Origin of the sequence: Wolbachia endosymbiont of Oedothorax gibbosus, from assembly GCF_936270435.1 — a bacterium.
GTDB lineage: Bacteria > Pseudomonadota > Alphaproteobacteria > Rickettsiales > Anaplasmataceae > Wolbachia.
On the sequence record NZ_OW370567.1, the window covers coordinates 1,283,016 to 1,300,431 of the forward strand.

Consider the following 17,416-nt stretch of genomic DNA (forward strand, 5'->3'; position numbering starts at 1 on the left):
GTTTGGTAAATTTTTTAAGTATTTATAGTTGCAATTTAAGAGCCCATAAAAGGTCAGCGCGTGACGCTGGAATCCAGTTTTCCATATAATCTCATCGAAAACGTTTTTCTATGCTAGTTTACAAGCAAACTTTTCTGGATCCCAGTACTGGGATGACACCATTCTTTCTTCTGGATCCAAGTGTCAGCTACTCGGATGACAGGGGAAGGTATTAGGATGACACCGTCATAAAGTAAAATGAGATCCCAGTGTCACGCACTGGGATGACAAGAAGAGGGCTACTTGGATGACAAGAAAGGTGGCTACTTGGATGATAAGAAAGGTGGCTACTTGGATGACAGGGGAGGTTGCGTCATAAGGTGAACCGGTTTGGATGACAAGAAAGGAAGCACTGGGATTTTTGTTTCAATATTTACACATTAGCCATGCTCCTAAACAGGTACTTTAGCTGTGATTAAAGATCTCCTTTAATTCCCTTACGTGACCAAGCTTAATTATCTCAATATCATGAGAAGAGTAGTTACCATTTTTAGGCATAATCGCTTTTTTAAATCCTAACTTTTGTGCTTCTTTTAGTCTGAGATCAGCATGCGAGACATTCCTAATTTCTCCTGAAAGTGCAACTTCACCGCAGATTATCGAAGAAGTTGGCAGCGGTAAATTTACTACACTTGAAATAAGAGAAGCAGCAACAGCAAGATCAGCCGATGGTTCCTGTATTTTGAGTCCCCCTGCAATGTTTAGGTATACTTCTTTATCATGCAAAAACATTTTACAGCGAGCATTTAGCACCGCGATGATCATAGCCAATCGATTAATATCCCATCCAACTACTGCCCTTCTTGGGGTTGCCATATTAGTCCCTGCTATTAACGCTTGAACTTCCATTAAAATTGGTCTTGAACCTTCAATTCCTGCAAATACGGCGCTGCCAACTACTTCTCTGTCATGAGCCATCAGAAACAATGATGATGGATTATCAACAGGCACAAGTCCTGCTTCAGACATCTCAAAAACACCAATTTCATTTGCAGGGCCAAATCTATTTTTAATAGTGCGTAAAATGCGGTATTGATTGCTATTTTCACCTTCAAAATATAATACCGTATCCACCATATGCTCCAAAGTTTTAGGTCCAGCTATTTGTCCATCCTTAGTTATATGACCAACTATTAAAAGAGAAACACCATATTGTTTCGCAAGAATGGTTAATTCATGGGCACAAGTACGAACCTGAGTTACAGTTCCTGGTGCTGATGTAATTCTGCTATCATACATTGTTTGTATAGAGTCAATTACTAAGAATTTAATACTTTTATTTTCCTTTATTGTTGCTACTACATCAGTTAAAGACACTGTAGATAAAAGCTTAATTTTAGGTTCATTTATCTTAAGACGCTTTGCTCTTAAACTCACCTGCTCTAAAGATTCCTCGCCGGATACATAAAGACATTCAAAAGAGGAAAGTTGCACAACATTAGCTGCAATTCTAAGCAAAAGGGTAGATTTTCCAATTCCAGGTTCACCACCAATCAAAATGCTAGCACCTTGAACGATACCCCCACCAAAAACTCTATCTAATTCTTCTATTCCTGTTAGAAAACGACTTGGAGTGATAATTTCGCCACCCGATAACGTCTTCATTAAAATTGGCGCAGATATACTTCTTTTGCTCGTTTTTACTGCTATTTCTTCAACAACTGTATCCCAATTGTCACATGCAATGCACTTTCCTACCCACCTACCAGTGCTATGACCACAGGATTGACATACATATACAGTTTTCATCAAAGCTAAAATTATTTTGTTGTAATCGTAACAAAAATTAGCAAAATAGGCGAGAAAATGCTGAGTCTCACAAACGTTTTGGTGCTAAGATATAAGTATGCACAATAAACGCTATGATTTGAGAAATCTCCCTCCAGGGAAAGTGTAAGACTTAGATGACACCATTTGTTGTAAAAGCAAATGGTTGACTCTAAAGTCCAGGCTGTTGGCTAGTACCGTTACAGACAACAACTTCGTAGAGCTTGCTTGATATCATGTAGGCACCAACCCCGGCTATTAACGCGGATATAGCTATTGCTAAGACAGGTAGTTCGACTGAATAACAGACCAAAGCTGTTGCTAGTGCAGCAACAACACCAATAGCAATTGCAACCGCAGGTTTTTGTCCGTTAGGAGGTGGAACTTTCCCCCCTCCTAGAGGTTCTTTTGGGTCTAGCACTATAGCGTAATCCCACTTTGGATCTATTGGATCTTTAAGCGTATTATTAATTTGAGGTTTTTCTGGGCCTAGCACTTCAACATAATCCTGTATCCTTGAAGGATCTTTAGATGTACTACTAGTGTTATATTCTATCTGATTATCTTCATCTCTAATCCCGAGATCTTTTGACTGTTCTGAATCTGCTTGCTGTAATAATGAACCTTTATCTTCTGATGATTTTTTTGAGTCTTCGCCCTGAAAAATGCGTGGGTTAGGATTTTGTTCTTTTAACTTACGTGAATGTTCATTTAATCGTTCTACAAGATGAGCTATAATTTTTTCCTTCATTTCCAGGAGTTTTTTTATAGAATTTGCTAACTTGTAATTAATCGATGAAGAAGAGCTGATACTCTCTTCAATGAGGCCTTTGGGAGTTTTGTGATTTTTGTTCTCAGCTCTAACAGATGCATGGTATTCTACAAAAGTCCTGACTAATTCTAAGCTTTGTTTTTCGAGGATTGGTGATTTGTGTAATCCAAGAGATGTCTTAATAAGTTGATGCAAAGGAGTATTCCCTTCATTATCTCCTTGATTAACTTCTACTCTTGTGAGTAGAAGTTCTATTATCTCTACGTTAAAACCCTCAATGCCATAAAACATACAAGCTATATATAATGGGGTTCTTTCACGAAAATCTACTATGTTTGGATTTGCTTTTCTTGCTAGCAAAAGCTTTACCACTTCCTTATTTTCATCTTCTTTAGTACAAGCAGCCTTATGTAGCGGAGTGCTACTATAAGGACTATCTTGTACGTTGGGATCAGCTCCCTGATCTAACAAGCATTGGATTAGTGGTACACATGCAGCACTTTTCCTGCATTGAATGGCAATGTGCAGTAGTGTTGTTTCTATAGCTTCACCATCATCATCTAACTTAAACCTGAAATTTGGATTAAATTCACTACTTTTCCATTCTTCATATACATTATTAAGTTCTTCTCTCAGCTGATTTTTTATTTCATCATAAATCTCAATAGAATCACCCTTAACAGAATCAATGGTGTCACTTATTCTTGCTAATATATTGTCAAACTTTTTGAATTGAGATTTATCTTGTGGTGCCATATTACCAACCTCTAGAATAAAATTATTTAATTGTACAACAAAGCTAAAGGAAGTCAAGTCCAGCACTTATTCAGGAAACAATAGCTTAAAAAGAGACTTAGTGTTAAATTTCTAATAGATTACTTATAAAAATAAATCTTATGAAAAACAGAGCTTGGTTCATTTGGCTGATTAGTAACTTGGTTGTTATATTCAGCAATATGCAGATAATTTATGCCTTTATAAGTGTGAATCTTGAAAGGGAACTTGGACTTACAATCGCGCAAGTTGCACTGGCTAATTCAGCATATACTTGGACTTTCGCCATCTTACAATTTTTTAGTGGGGCAACGTTTAATGTTTTTTCCAGTAAAAAAATTTATTTTTTCTCATTATTAACTATGATTTTTGGGTTCTTTGTCCTTATTAATAGCGACAATTTTGCTCATTTGATTTTATCACAATTATTGATTGCAACTGGAGCATCATTTGGTTTTATTGGTGCTGCTCATATAAGTAGCATCTGTTTTCCCGTTGCCCAATTTGGACTTATGTTTTCACTAGTGCAGACAATTTCAAGTCTTTCTGCATTGGTAATTCAAATATTGTTCTCTAGCTTGCTTGCCGAAGGTGCAGATTGGAAGAATCTGATTGTATGCATAATACTATTTGGTGTGTTGATATTTGTACTTACGCTTTTTTGTCCAAACACGCTTTCGGAAAGCAGCTCAGAAAAGCGCACAATACAAAACTCTATAAGAACAGTAATGTGCTCTGTACTCACAGTGCTGAAATTAAGAGATATCTGGATAACTTCAATAGTGGGTGCTATTACTTTTGGAACATTTTTAGCACTGAATACCTTGTGGGCTCCAAGGTTACTGAGCAACTCAGAACTCGATGCAACGCAATCGGGTATAGCAACTGCAATACTATGGCTTGGTCTTGCAATTGGTGCTCCAGTTGCAGATCGAATCTCAACCCTATTTAAAAATAGAAGGCATGTAATCTCTGCTTTTGCTCTATTGCAAGGCGCCTCAATTATTATTTTACTATGCAGCCATTTAACAGTCCACTTTTGTATGTTAATGTTCGGGTTTTTTGCGGGAGGACATATGCTTAATTTTACTGTCGGTAGCGAGATTGTGAAACGAAAATACATTAGCACATCATCATCCATTATTAATGGGTTTATGTTTATTGGCAGTGGAGTTATAGTGTCAATGTTAGCCCTTTTTACAGATCATAAAATGGCGCTTTTTGCAATATTTGCAATGTTGGTAACTGCTAGTATTTTAAATTATGCCATAAAAGAGACATACCCTAAAAAATAAAGTAGCTGAATCTTGAGTCGATTGCTATATTATATTTACGTATTGTAATATTTATCAATAATGGATCACGTTACAACAAAAGATACAACAGTAACTAAGGCAACAATAGCTGAAAATATAAACCAAGAAATAGGGTTATCAAAGGAAGACTCTACTTCGATAATAGATGATATATTGGACGAAATAAAGACAAGCTTGGCAAAGGATGGAATGGTGAAAATATCATCATTTGGAACATTCTTGGTCAAAAAAAAGAAGGAAAGGCCAGGAAATATACCAAATACATCAGAGAAAGTGGTGATTCAAGCAAGAAACTCAGTTTCTTTCAGGCCTTCAAAAACTATAAAAAAATCAATAAATAATCGATGAATAAGGTAAAATTATTTTACACAATTGGGGAAGTAGCTGAAGAGCTACGTTTGGAACAGCATGTTTTAAGATTTTGGGAAGGTCAATTTCATCAAATTAAGCCTACAAAGCGTAAAGGAAGAAGGCTATATGATCGTAAGTGTATAGAGGCCATAAAGAAAGTGAAATACATGTTATATGATAAAGGATATACAATAAAAGGAGTGCAAAAAGAATTTGGTAATGATATAAAAGTCAATCATGATCCACAGAATTTGTTGCAAGAACTTACCGATTTAAGAGACTATTTAACTAGTAAAATAAATAATGAGGAAAGCAACAAGCAGACATGAAACACTACAGGTTTTGTGAAAATTGATATATCTAAAATGTGGCGTATAGCCTCATTTCTTATGTTATTAGCAATATTAATAGGCTGTGGCCTGCAAAAACCTGCACCTGTGCTGCTTAAAGGCGAAGAATTTTACGGAAAAAGAGACCTGGAATATACAAGAGAGTACCATTTAATTAGGGAAGACGTTGATCTTTCAATAAAAAAAGAAAATAGAAAAGCCATCATAAATAGGATATACAAAGATAACAATAATGCACAAAACGTGGAAATTAATGGAATAAATTGTAAATTTGTAATGCCAGTTAAAGGTACAGCTACCTCTTCTGATGAAACGTGTAAGGATGGCATAAAAATTTCTGCTCAAAATGGAACGAATGTAGTTGCCTCTGCGTCCGGCAAAGTGATATATGTAGGCAAAGGGTTGAGATGGTATGGAAATTTAATTATAGTGGAACACAAAGATAATTACATGACTGTGTACTCCTATTTAAAAAATATACACGTTGAAATTGGTGATAAAGTAAAACAAGGTCAAGTAATTGGATCTGCAGGTAAATCAAGCACACAAGATAAAGATCCGCAGATGTGCTTCACAATACGGCATAATGGCCAAGCGGTTGATCCTTTGATGCATATGAACTGTGATTGAATTTGGATTTATATGAAATATGATTTTAAAAACGTCGAAAGGTTTTGTCAAGATAAATGGGATTTTTCTGTAAACAAAGATAGTAAACAAGAGAAATGTTACGTATTGGAGATGTTTCCATATCCATCTGGTAAAATTCATATGGGACACTTACGTAACTATGCAATAGGGGATGTGATAGCGCGTTACAAGAGAGCTCGTGGATTTGAGGTTTTGCACCCAATTGGCTGGGATGCGTTTGGATTACCAGCCGAGAATGCAGCAAGGGACAACAATATTAGCCCCGAAACATGGACAAAAGAGAATATAGATAATATGCGTACACAGTTGAAATCTATAGGTCTTTCTTATAATTGGGAGCGTGAACTCTCCACATGTGAGCCTGATTATTACAAACACGAACAAAAATTTTTCCTGGATTTTTTAAAGCATGGACTTGCCTATCGAAAAGAATCGTGGGTTAACTGGGATCCAGTGGACCAAACAGTGCTTGCAAATGAGCAGGTAGTCGATGGAAAAGGGTGGCGGTCAGGTGCAGTTGTTGAGAAACGTAAGTTATCCCAATGGTTTTTAAAGATTACTGATTTTGCTGAAGATTTACTCAAGTGCTTGCAAAGTTTAAAAAATTGGCCGGAAAAAGTCAAAACAATGCAAGAGCGCTGGATTGGGAAATCTGAAGGGGCAACTATAGAGTTTGAAATCGTTGGCTTAAATAAGAAATTGAAGGTTTTTACAACTTCTCCTCACACTTTGTTTGGAGCTTCTTTTTGTGCAGTGGCAGCAGAGCACCCTATTGTGCAGGATTTAAAAGATGGTTCTTCTGTTGTCATCCCAGTGCTTGACACTGGGATCCAGGAAATAAAATCGAAAAGAGAGAGTGACGAAAAATTTGGAATTTACACCGGATTAAACGTCAAACATCCATTTCTTGATAAGGAATTGCCACTTTACATAGCGAATTTTGTGTTGATGGAATATGGGGAAGGCGCGATTTTTGGTTGCCCTGCACATGATCAGCGTGATTTTGAATTTGCGCAGAAATATAATTTGCCGATAATTCCCGTTATTTCTTTAGCCGACTTGGGTGCCATTCCAACGTGTGAAGCTGGAATCCAGGGCACTGAGATCCAGCGTCCGATGATGAAAGAGGTGCATACTGACAACGGAGTGATGTTTAACTCAGAGTTTTTAAACGGATTAACGGTCAGCAAAGCAAAGGAAGTAACCATTAAAAAGCTCAAAGAAAAAGGGATAGGTAAGAAAACAATAAACTATCGTTTGCACGATTGGGGGATTTCAAGGCAACGTTATTGGGGATGCCCTATACCTATCATATATTGCAAAGACTGTGGAACCGTTCCAGTGCCAGAAAAAAACCTTCCTGTGGTTCTACCAATAGATGTAGAATTTACAAGTGGTGGTAATCCACTGGATAAGCACCCAATTTGGAAATTTGTTGATTGTCCAAAGTGTGGAAAGCAAGCAGAGCGTGAAACTGATACGTTTGACACCTTTTTTGAATCCTCTTGGTATTTTGCTGCATTCTGTAGTGAAGATAAATCAATAGATAAAGATGCTTGTAATCGTTTTATGCCTGTTGATTATTACATAGGTGGGATAGAACATGCAATTCTGCATTTGCTTTATTCAAGATTTTTCTGCCGTGCTTTAACCAAATGTGGCTATTTTGCTATTAAAGAGCCTTTCTCTACTTTAATCACTCAAGGAATGGTCTGCCATGCAACTTATAAAGACGAAAATGGCAAATGGTTGTTTCCTGAAGAAGCAAAAGAATTGATGGCACAGGGTGTTAAGGTTCAAGTTGGGAAAGTCGAGAAGATGAGCAAATCGAAAAAGAACACAGTTGATCCAAATTTTATCATAGAAAAGTACGGTGCTGATACTGCCCGCTTGTTCGTGTTGTCCGACACTCCTCCAGAAAAAGATATGGAATGGTCCGATGATGGCGTGGAAGGTTGTTCTCGTTATGTAAACAAATTGTGGCGTATGGTCATGCAGCTTAGACCTGTAAATATACACTATGATAATGAGAGTGTTACGGGTGGACTTCTAGAGTACAGAAAAAAAATTCATAAACTCTTACATGGACTTACAGATGACTTGGAAAACTGCAGATTAAACTGTGTAGTGGCAAAATTTCGTGAGATGACGAATTTAATAGCTGAAATAGACGTAAAAGTTGGAAAATCTCTCATTGATGAAGGCATATGTATATTAATCAGAGTAATCGAGCCATTCATGCCACATCTGGCTGAAAGCCTATGGCAAGAAATAGGAGGTCAACCTTGGCCAAAAGCTGATGAATCATTATTAGTTGACGATACGGTAACTATAGCAGTGCAAATCAATGGAAAATTACGTACAACAATAAAGCTGGCAATTAACTTACCTCAAGAAGAATTGAAGAAAATAGCAATAAACTCTGTGTCCAGTAAGATCGATCAAAACAAAGTTCGCACTGTATATGCTGTACCAAATAAGGTAGTAAACATAGTTATATAAAAAATTTGAGTAGTACGTTTTATATAATCTGATTTTATGGCCATACTTTTCTGACATATAGTTATATCTTTTTTAATACAAAGCATATATACTTGTGCATTATATATTTTTTTGTATGAGGAGTTATATGAAAATAAAGAGATTGTGTGCTTTAGCTGTGTTACTTACTTCATCTCTAGCAGGTGCAGCTAGCAATAGTGCAAGTAAGTCAGAAGATCAGTACTATGCAGGTTTAAACTTTGGTGCTGGATGGGGTAGTGGCTTAAAAATAAAACCTAGCGTTGTTTTTGGCTATCATTATGACAAAAGCTCTAAGTTTGAACTTGAGGTTCTCACTGACATAAGTGATATGTTTGGTACAACAAAGACAATGGGGGCTAGCTTATTAGCCAATTATCGTTATTACCCTGACCTTGATATTGATCCCGTTAAGCTATATGTTAGCGGAGGTTTAGGAGGACATCTACAAGTATATCCTTTTCTTATTGCTGGCAATGAAGTACTAGATAAAGTACTGGGTGCTATTTCCTATAAACTAAAGGTTGGTGTTGATTATGAAATTGCTCCACAGATAGTTGGTACAGCTGGTATTGCTGCAGGCGGGCAACTAAGTGGTATAAAAACAAAACAAATACCAGATGCAACTCTGGAGGTAGGAGTACGTTATAATTTTTAATGCTGCTACTTAGTTCATAAAGGTAGAGACAATGTTGATGATGAAATAAACAGCGGGAGTGTTAAATAAACTGTGTCAAACCGCATTTTTAGTTTAACTCAATTTTCAATCTACCAGGAAAGAAAATATCAAGTTGAGATATAGTTAAAGCCCAATTAGGATAGTCCAATTTTGCTCTACCTTTTTTATAGCACAATATACTTGCTTGTACAAGCTAGTAAATGAGCCCTTAGTTTTAGTAAATTTTCTGATCTGTCTATGCAGCCCCTCAATAACCTCAGTTATGGATTAGAAAATAGATAAAAGTATAACTAAGAAGAGGGAAACAGGGTAAACTCGAGTATTTTAGTAATAATAAGAGGTTACACATGAAGAAAGATATTACAGAACTGTACTGTTGCGTCGAGGATTTTTGTCGTGCGGTAGATGATAATTTTGCAAATAGGTTCTTATCAAACGGCAAAAAACCAACCAGAGTACCAGAAATAGCGCACTCAGAAATTCTAACCATAATCCTATTATACCATAAATCACCATGTAAAAACTTCAAGGCTTTTTATCTTTGTTATCTTCAGTTATTCTATAGATCAGAGTTTTCAAAGCTGCCTTCATATCACAGATTTATTGCCTTAAAGCCGCGAGTTTTGTGGTATTTAGCATTACTTTTGCAATGGTTTTGTGAACAAGCAAAAATGACCGGGATTTCCTACATAGATTCTACTTCAATAGCAGTATGCCATCGAAAAAGAATCTCAAGAAATAAGGTTTTCAAAGGATTAGCAGAGTTAGGAAAGAATACTTACGGCTGGTTTTTTGGTTTTAAATTACATGTAGTAATCAATGAAATAGGTGAAATTCAAGGTGTTACGCTAACCAGAGGTAACGTCGATGACAGAAAACCTGTACCAACTCTAACCAAAAAACTAACTGGACTTTTGTTTGGAGATAAGGGCTATATAAAGAAAGAGCTCTTTGAGAAACTATTCGATAGAGGTCTAAAACTCGTCACTAAAGTGAAAAAAGGTATGAAAAATGCACTGATTTCGCTGAAAGAGAAGATTTTACTAGGGAAAAGATCGATTGTTGAAACGGTTTTTGGCTGCCTAAAAAACAAATTTGAACTTGAGCACACTCGGCATAGATCCACAGTAAATTTCTTGGTACATATTTTTTCTACCCTCATTTCTTATTCAATGCAATCGAAAAAGCCCTGTATTTCTCAGCTTTACTTCGTTGGTTAATCCATAACTGGGGTCAATAGGATTGGTAGTATAAATTATCCTCCTGACTGGGCCAGAATACTTGAAATAACCGGACAAATTTTCCCAATTATTTTGCCAAGATTTCACAACTAACGGATACTTTTCGCCCCATTTTCTTCTAGCTCAAGTAAGTAATTCTCGGCAATTTCTCTGCTTGCAGCACGATATATTTTTTTCAGATCATTCATGAAAACTTTCACATCTTTGCTGGATACATATTTTAGAGAATTTCTTATCTGATGTACTATACATAGCTGTACTTCTGCTTTAGGAAACGCACTATTTATCGCTGCAGGAAAGCTTTTTAGCCCATCCACACAGGCAATCAGGATATCTTCTACTCCTCTTTCTTTGAGATCATTTAGTACTCCCAACCAGAACTTCACTTTCAGCCAACTAATACTTCTTTTCTGCCATTTTGTTAATATATTGTACATACATTTACTTACACAATGTCCATCCTCTTTGACCTTAAAAAACCATAAACACTATCGGATATACAGATTGCAGCGGACGACTACGCCATTCGTTGATTACCGGTAGCAATTTGTCAGTAATACTTGATATCTCTGCTGCCGATATTTTGTGATCATAAATTTCCTCAATATGTGACGCTATATCTCTATAGCCCATACCACTGGCAAATGTGCTCAAAATCTTCGTTTCAAGCTCTGGATGTAAGTTTGTTTGCCTTTTTTTGACTATTTGTGGTTCCCTCCCTATCTCTTGGTGTTAACAGCTCAAATGAACCAGCACTTGTCCGCAAAGTCTTTCCATTTCTCCCATTTCTTCGATTATTCTCTTCACTTTTAGCTAATAAGTGATTTTCTATTTCACCTTCCAAACTCGCCTCCAACAGCTTTTTTATCAATGGTGTTAGCGCACCATCCCTACCTGTCAACGGTCTTCCTTCTCGTATAGATGACAAGATATTTGTTTCTAATTCTTTATAATCTACCAAAGTTCTGTTTACTATTTTTTGACGTTCGGTAGAAGTCATAGTCCTATCCCCCTTGATTGAGTTTTGCTTCTATAACTCCCCCACAAGAACCTTACTATTACCCACAAGTATAGAATTCATGAGCAAGTCTCCATCCTTCTGCTAAATCAAAGAGACGTTTCCATCCCTTCCACAAAGCTATAGGGCCTGGTTCTAAGTCATTTTTGCGAGCTAAAAACCCTCCTAACTTGCCCACCCACCTCACAATTTCTCTTATAGGTGGTGGAGTCTCAGGATAGTTTTTTGTCTTAAGCATTTTGGTATATAAAACCTTCCATTCGTCATCAGTCAGTATGACAGTGCAAGAAAGATTCGGATTTGTTCTAGCTACCAATGTGATAAAAAATATTCTCCATGCAATTATACTCATAATTGTAAGAAAGCGGATTAATCTATCTGCTGTTTGGAGCCTACATTCTTCAACTTTAAGACCGGATTTCAAAATTTTATGAAAAACCTCTATTCTCCATCTTAAGCAATACCATTGTATTTTTTCTACTGCTTCTTCAAAATTATTAATATTTATATTTGTCAACAAAACCCAGTTCATAGGCTCTTCGCCAAATGGGGGGTGTTTTTCTATAACATAGACAGCATTTAAACTTAAATTAGGAAGTTTTTGGGTTTTACGTCTAGCATTATTTTTTGATGCATTCATCACAAAGTTACTAAACTTTACTTCTAAAACTGTTGTTCTTTGAGGTTTATCATTGCGAGCAGACTTGTATTTCTCCTTGACAAGACATGCAAATCCCACAACCTTTCACCACCTTTTTCAGAATAAGTCGACTTCTTATTTACTGTTCTGTTTTGATTTCCTCTTACTACAAAAAGAGATTGATTAGTGGAAGCGACTTCAAATAAATCATAAATATCTGCTTCTCTATCGCAAACGGTAACTACCTTAACGTTCTTTAATCCAGGATGGTGAGTAGAATCTTTAAGTGCACCGTATGCTTTCTTCCTCTTCTATGGGAAGAGCAGTATTATGGCTTCTTCTTTTCAACTCCTTTAGGTCTTCAGCTAAGGAAGGTCTAGTACTAATTTTTTGATCTAATAATCCTATAGGTAGCCCTTCTGTTGTAACTGCAAACGTTGTATGCATCACTAATCCATGGGTTTTAAAATTAGTTGTTTTAGATGTTAATCTTGCTGCTATAATCCCTAATCCTTCGGTCTTTTTATGATTTTTATATGAAATATAACTCGTGTCTTGGATAGCTAAGATGGTTGAGTGTTCCTTAGCTCTTTCAACAGTTTTAATTATATGACTGTCTAATATCTTTCTTTCAGAAATGGCATCGTTTTGGAAAAATCTATAAGCTGCTTTACTTTGATGCCAATCTTCACAAGCTTGATTTATTGAACGCTCAGGTGATTCAGCAAAACTATTAACTATTTTTAAAAGCCTCTTACTTAATCTTATATCACCAAAATTAACAATTCCAAATTCACTTTCTGCCCATTCGCCAGTTGAGGTATTTATATTTCTTTCCATCATATATTCCATTTTTAGACCATAGATCTATTTATAATAGAAAGTTGCATTAGTAAAATAGCAGCTTTTTCACCATTTATAGATTTATGGGTAATAGTAAGCACAAGAACCGTGCATGCAGCTTTCCCGCACACGGCTCCACAATATTAGCGTTCACGACATACCTCCTGTGTATATAAGGAAAAACATATTTTTGGTTTTGGTGGTGGATTGACTTGTGTATAATGCATAAATTGTTCCCAATTCATGCTCTTTTTCTGGCTACGTCGGTTTATCCACTTAAACGTTAGCTTCTTTACTGCCCAATTAAACTTATTGAGCCATCGATAATTTCCGCTAATCCCGAAGTAGTTATAGTGTCCTCTTAGTTTGGCTTTGAGTATTTGCCACCAGTCTTTGAGACGAATAAGATTCCGAACCGCTTTCAACCACTCTTTGATTTCTTTAATCTTTCTGGCTAGGCTTATTTTTGAAGTTTTCTGCTTCATCATAAGTCTGCCATTTCGACTTTTCCCACAATAATGTGTAAATCCCAGAAAATTAAAGCTTTCCGTCTTTCGTTTCTCTCTTTCTGCTTGATACCATTCTTTCTTACCAAACTTTACTATTTTTGTTTTATTTTCAGATATTTCCAAACCAAACTTGGCTAATCTTTGTTTCAATGATTCTAGAAATTCTTTAGCGTCTTCCTCACTTTCACAGCACACCAGAAGGTCATCTGCGTACCTGACTAGCTCCATATACCCCTTAGATTCTTGTTTTACTTTCTTTTCAAACCATAGATCTAGTACATAGTGTAAATATATATTTGCCAATACAGGGCTTATTACTCCGCCAACAATGTTGCAAAAAACGTAAAATTAGAGAAAAGCATTTCTCGAAAACTTCTGTGTCCAAAACCAAGAGAGCTATTTATTTATAGCACCAATAATCAATTAACCATCAGCTTCAATGAATGATATGAACATATTATTTCAAGGAAAGTTCATGGGGAATAAGAGATCGGCTGTACGGATTAGCTGTAGCTATGAGCCTAATCGGTTGTCAGAAAAGTATTTGTTAGATGCTTATGAAAGAGCAGCATCAAAGCAAGTAAGTCAAAAAAGCTTAAAACATAAAAGTGCGATTCAAGGGGGATCAAATGGTAACAGTGAGTTTATATGCAAGAGTTTCTTCGGGGAAACAAGCACAAGAAAATACAATAGCAAGCCAAGTTGCAGCTATAGAGAAGCAGATTAGCATGGATGGGTACAGATTATTGAGAGAGCATGAATTTATTGATAATGGCTACAGTGGATCTAATTTAGTCTGTCCTGGTCTAGAAAAATTACGTGATAAAGTAATAGAAGGTGAAATTGATAAAATTTACATTCATTCTCCTGATCGTTTATCTAGAAAATATGCATATCAAATGATATTGCTTGAAGAATTTCAGAAAGCAGGAGCAGAAGCGGTTTTTTTAAATTATGAGATTAACGATAACCCAGAATCCCAATTGCTGTTACAAATGCAAGGTATGATAGCAGAATATGAACGTGCAAAAATTATGGAACGAAGTCGTCGTGGAAAGATTTATGCGGCTAATAAAGGTTGTGTAAGTGTAATGGGAGGAGCTCCATACGGTTATCGTTATATAGATAAGTATATGGGAGGAGGACAAGCTTTATTTGAAATTAACGAAGAAGAAGCTGATGTTGTTCGCAAAGTATTTTTGTGGATAGGCAGAGAAAGGGCAAGTATTGGGGAAGTATGTCGTCGGCTAAATACTATGTCCATTATGACACGAACAGGAAAAAAGTGCTGGGATAGAAGTGTAATTTGGGGTATGTTAAAAAACCCCGCTTACAAAGGACAAGCAGCTTTTGGTAAAACAAAGGTAGGTGTAAGGTTACAACAGATAAGACCACAAAAACATTCTTGTGAACAGCCAAAAGATAATTACTCCATTTATCCTGTCGAAAAAGCGAATTGGGTTTATGTTAAAGTGCCAAATATAGTGGATGAAGATATATTTGATATGGTTCAAGAACAGTTAGCTGAGAACAGAAAAATAGCCAGGACAAGAGAAAGAGGAGCAAAGTATTTATTACAAGGTTTAGTCGTATGTAAGCGTTGTCGTTATGCATATTATGGAAGTCCTGTAAGAAATAAACGAGGAGAAAAAGTTGAGCATTATGCATATTATCGTTGTATTGGTAGAGATTCTTACCGTTTTGGTGGTAACAAAATTTGTGATAATAAACACATTCGTACAGATGCATTAGAAACAGCTGTGTGGGAAGAAGTTAAGCATTTATTGAAAAATCCAAATAGAATTTTAGAAGAATACAAACGTAGACTTTTAGAGCTTAAAAAATCATCGTGGGATAAAAAAAGCGATTTGCTTGAAAAGCAAGAAAATAAATTAAAACGAGGCATTGCTAGACTTATTGATAGTTATGCCCAAGAATATATTAATCAAGAAGAATTTGAACCACGAATCAAAGCGATGAAACAAAGCTTAAAAACAATTGAAGAGGAGAAGAAGAGGATATTTGATCAAAAGAAATTAGAACAGGAAGTAACTCTGGTCGTGACCAATTTAGAAGACTTTTCTTCCAATATTACATCAAACCTTGATAGCGCAGACTGGCTAACTAAACGCGGTATTATTAGAACATTGGTTAAGAGAATTGAAGTTGACCTTGAAGACGTAAACGTGGTGTTTCGTGTAAAAGAACTATCAAACTTTCCTGGACATAATGGAGAAGAAAAGAAAAATTTGCAACATTGTTGGCGGAGTAATAACTTGCCTTATCGTTACCCCTCATGCTGTCTTCCACCACATGAACAGTGTCGACCTCTATAACCTCAGTTATGGATTAGAAAATAGATAAAAGTATAACTAAGAAGAGGGAAACAGGGTAAACTCGAGTATTTTAGTAATAATAAGAGGTTACCCATGAAGAAAGATATTACAGAACTGTACTGTTGCGTCGAGGATTTTTGTCGTGCGGTAGATGATAATTTTGCAAATAGGTTCTTATCAAACGGCAAAAAACCAACCAGAGTACCAGAAATAGCGCACTCAGAAATTCTAACCATAATCCTATTATACCATAAATCACCATGTAAAAACTTCAAGGCTTTTTATCTTTGTTATCTTCAGTTATTCTATAGATCAGAGTTTTCAAAGCTGCCTTCATATCACAGATTTATTGCCTTAAAGCCGCGAGTTTTGTGGTATTTAGCATTACTTTTGCAATGGTTTTGTGAACAAGCAAAAATGACCGGGATTTCCTACATAGATTCTACTTCAATAGCAGTATGCCATCGAAAAAGAATCTCAAGAAATAAGGTTTTCAAAGGATTAGCAGAGTTAGGAAAGAATACTTACGGCTGGTTTTTTGGTTTTAAATTACATGTAGTAATCAATGAAATAGGTGAAATTCAAGGTGTTACGCTAACCAGAGGTAACGTCGATGACAGAAAACCTGTACCAACTCTAACCAAAAAACTAACTGGACTTTTGTTTGGAGATAAGGGCTATATAAAGAAAGAGCTCTTTGAGAAACTATTCGATAGAGGTCTAAAACTCGTCACTAAAGTGAAAAAAGGTATGAAAAATGCACTGATTTCGCTGAAAGAGAAGATTTTACTAGGGAAAAGATCGATTGTTGAAACGGTTTTTGGCTGCCTAAAAAACAAATTTGAACTTGAGCACACTCGGCATAGATCCACAGTAAATTTCTTGGTACATATTTTTTCTACCCTCATTTCTTATTCAATGCAATCGAAAAAGCCCTGTATTTCTCAGCTTTACTTCGTTGGTTAATCCATAACTGGGGTCTATAATGTTGGCAATTTCGGAACTCAATACCTTTACTTTCGTTGCACCCTGTATTGTCCATTCCATTAGCTTTACTACGCTCGTTACCTTACACAGCATAATGGTCTGTTCTAGGCTGTTGGCTAGACTTTGCCTAGGTTGGATTTTCACCAACTGTTTTCTAAACGCTTCCCTTGACGCACTCATGTCAAACCTCCATTTTTTTTTATATCAATTTATTACTTTTTTTTCGGTTTGACACAGTTTATTTAACCATACGCGTCAAGTTAAGGAAATATTGCCCAATATAGCAACATTTAAAAGGGGTATCTTGTTTGTTACGTTTACTTTTCAAGGAAGTTTTGATTTAAAATGAAATAAATTTTTCAGAAAAATCTATAAACTATTAGCTTTATTGCTTACTATCTAAAATAGTTTTTACCATTTCCCTTTTTTTCTTATACTACTTTTCCTTAACTTGACGCGTATGGTTTATTTAACACTCCCCTTCTAGCGTTAACTCAAGTCTTGATAACGCAGATTGGCTGTGATATCATTAGAACATTAGTTAAGCGAATTGAGATTAACCATGAAGACGTGCATATCGTGTTTCGAGTAAAAGAGCTGCCAGACTCTTTCACACACAGTGG

The 17,416-nt window shown here is 36.1% G+C and carries 12 protein-coding genes and 3 pseudogenes; 9 read left to right on the forward strand and 6 right to left on the reverse strand.

Annotated elements, in window-relative coordinates:
- Positions 1 to 444: 444 nt before the first annotated feature.
- Positions 445 to 1,788 carry a DNA repair protein RadA gene (gene radA / locus NBW39_RS06510; RefSeq protein WP_250294958.1) on the reverse strand — a complete coding sequence of 448 codons (1,344 nt, stop codon included), beginning with the start codon at positions 1,786 to 1,788 and terminating at the stop codon, positions 445 to 447.
- A gap of 190 nt (positions 1,789 to 1,978) precedes the next feature.
- Positions 1,979 to 3,334 carry an ankyrin repeat domain-containing protein gene (locus NBW39_RS06515; RefSeq protein ID WP_250294959.1) on the reverse strand — a complete coding sequence of 452 codons (1,356 nt, stop codon included), beginning with the start codon at positions 3,332 to 3,334 and terminating at the stop codon, positions 1,979 to 1,981.
- Positions 3,335 to 3,474: 140 nt separating this feature from the next.
- Here NBW39_RS06515 and NBW39_RS06520 point away from each other — a divergent pair, with 140 nt between their 5' ends.
- From NBW39_RS06520 to NBW39_RS06545, 6 genes are all read left to right on the forward strand, one after another.
- A complete protein-coding gene (locus tag NBW39_RS06520) occupies positions 3,475 to 4,647 on the forward strand; it encodes an MFS transporter (RefSeq protein WP_250294960.1) in 1,173 nt (390 codons plus the stop codon).
- A gap of 60 nt (positions 4,648 to 4,707) precedes the next feature.
- Positions 4,708 to 5,016, forward strand: a complete 309-nt coding sequence (locus NBW39_RS06525) for an integration host factor subunit alpha (RefSeq protein WP_250294961.1) — start codon at positions 4,708 to 4,710, stop codon at positions 5,014 to 5,016.
- Positions 5,013 to 5,348, forward strand: coding sequence for a MerR family transcriptional regulator (locus NBW39_RS06530; protein WP_250294962.1), 336 nt, complete (start codon positions 5,013 to 5,015; stop codon positions 5,346 to 5,348). Before NBW39_RS06525 ends, NBW39_RS06530 begins: the two co-directional genes overlap by 4 nt.
- A gap of 36 nt (positions 5,349 to 5,384) precedes the next feature.
- Positions 5,385 to 5,999 (forward strand): murein hydrolase activator EnvC family protein, encoded by a 615-nt coding sequence (locus NBW39_RS06535; protein ID WP_250295777.1) that lies wholly within the window; start codon positions 5,385 to 5,387, stop codon positions 5,997 to 5,999.
- A gap of 12 nt (positions 6,000 to 6,011) precedes the next feature.
- The gene (leuS, locus tag NBW39_RS06540) at positions 6,012 to 8,522 is read left to right on the forward strand and encodes a leucine--tRNA ligase (RefSeq protein WP_250294963.1); all 2,511 of its coding nucleotides are present in this window, start codon (positions 6,012 to 6,014) and stop codon (positions 8,520 to 8,522) included.
- A gap of 127 nt (positions 8,523 to 8,649) precedes the next feature.
- Positions 8,650 to 9,198, forward strand: a complete 549-nt coding sequence (locus tag NBW39_RS06545) for an outer membrane beta-barrel protein (protein ID WP_250294964.1) — start codon at positions 8,650 to 8,652, stop codon at positions 9,196 to 9,198.
- Between the two features lie 88 nt (positions 9,199 to 9,286).
- Here the strand turns inward: NBW39_RS06545 and NBW39_RS09085 are convergent.
- Positions 9,287 to 9,480: pseudogene (locus NBW39_RS09085) on the reverse strand (IS256 family transposase); the annotation flags it as partial.
- Positions 9,481 to 9,566: 86 nt separating this feature from the next.
- On the opposite strand from NBW39_RS09085, the gene NBW39_RS06555 reads away from it, so the two are divergent.
- Positions 9,567 to 10,439: an IS982 family transposase gene (locus NBW39_RS06555; RefSeq protein ID WP_250294632.1), complete on the forward strand. Its 873-nt coding sequence runs from the start codon at positions 9,567 to 9,569 to the stop codon at positions 10,437 to 10,439.
- On the opposite strand, the pseudogene NBW39_RS06560 reads toward NBW39_RS06555, so the two are convergent.
- The 3 genes and pseudogenes from NBW39_RS06560 to NBW39_RS06570 all read right to left on the reverse strand — a co-directional run.
- Positions 10,422 to 11,460 (reverse strand): annotated as a pseudogene (locus NBW39_RS06560) (IS256 family transposase); the annotation flags it as partial. The gene NBW39_RS06555 and the pseudogene NBW39_RS06560 overlap by 18 nt on opposite strands.
- Before the next feature lie 58 nt (positions 11,461 to 11,518).
- A pseudogene (locus tag NBW39_RS06565) lies at positions 11,519 to 12,961 on the reverse strand (IS4 family transposase).
- Between the two features lie 143 nt (positions 12,962 to 13,104).
- A complete protein-coding gene (locus NBW39_RS06570) occupies positions 13,105 to 13,800 on the reverse strand; it encodes a reverse transcriptase domain-containing protein (protein WP_370273777.1) in 696 nt (231 codons plus the stop codon).
- 299 nt (positions 13,801 to 14,099) lie between these two features.
- On the opposite strand from NBW39_RS06570, the gene NBW39_RS06575 reads away from it, so the two are divergent.
- Both NBW39_RS06575 and NBW39_RS06580 read left to right on the forward strand, forming a co-directional pair.
- Positions 14,100 to 15,806 (forward strand): recombinase family protein, encoded by a 1,707-nt coding sequence (locus NBW39_RS06575; RefSeq protein WP_250294966.1) that lies wholly within the window; start codon positions 14,100 to 14,102, stop codon positions 15,804 to 15,806.
- Positions 15,807 to 15,899: 93 nt separating this feature from the next.
- Positions 15,900 to 16,772 (forward strand): IS982 family transposase, encoded by an 873-nt coding sequence (locus NBW39_RS06580; protein WP_250294632.1) that lies wholly within the window; start codon positions 15,900 to 15,902, stop codon positions 16,770 to 16,772.
- The last annotated feature ends 644 nt before the right edge of the window (positions 16,773 to 17,416 follow it).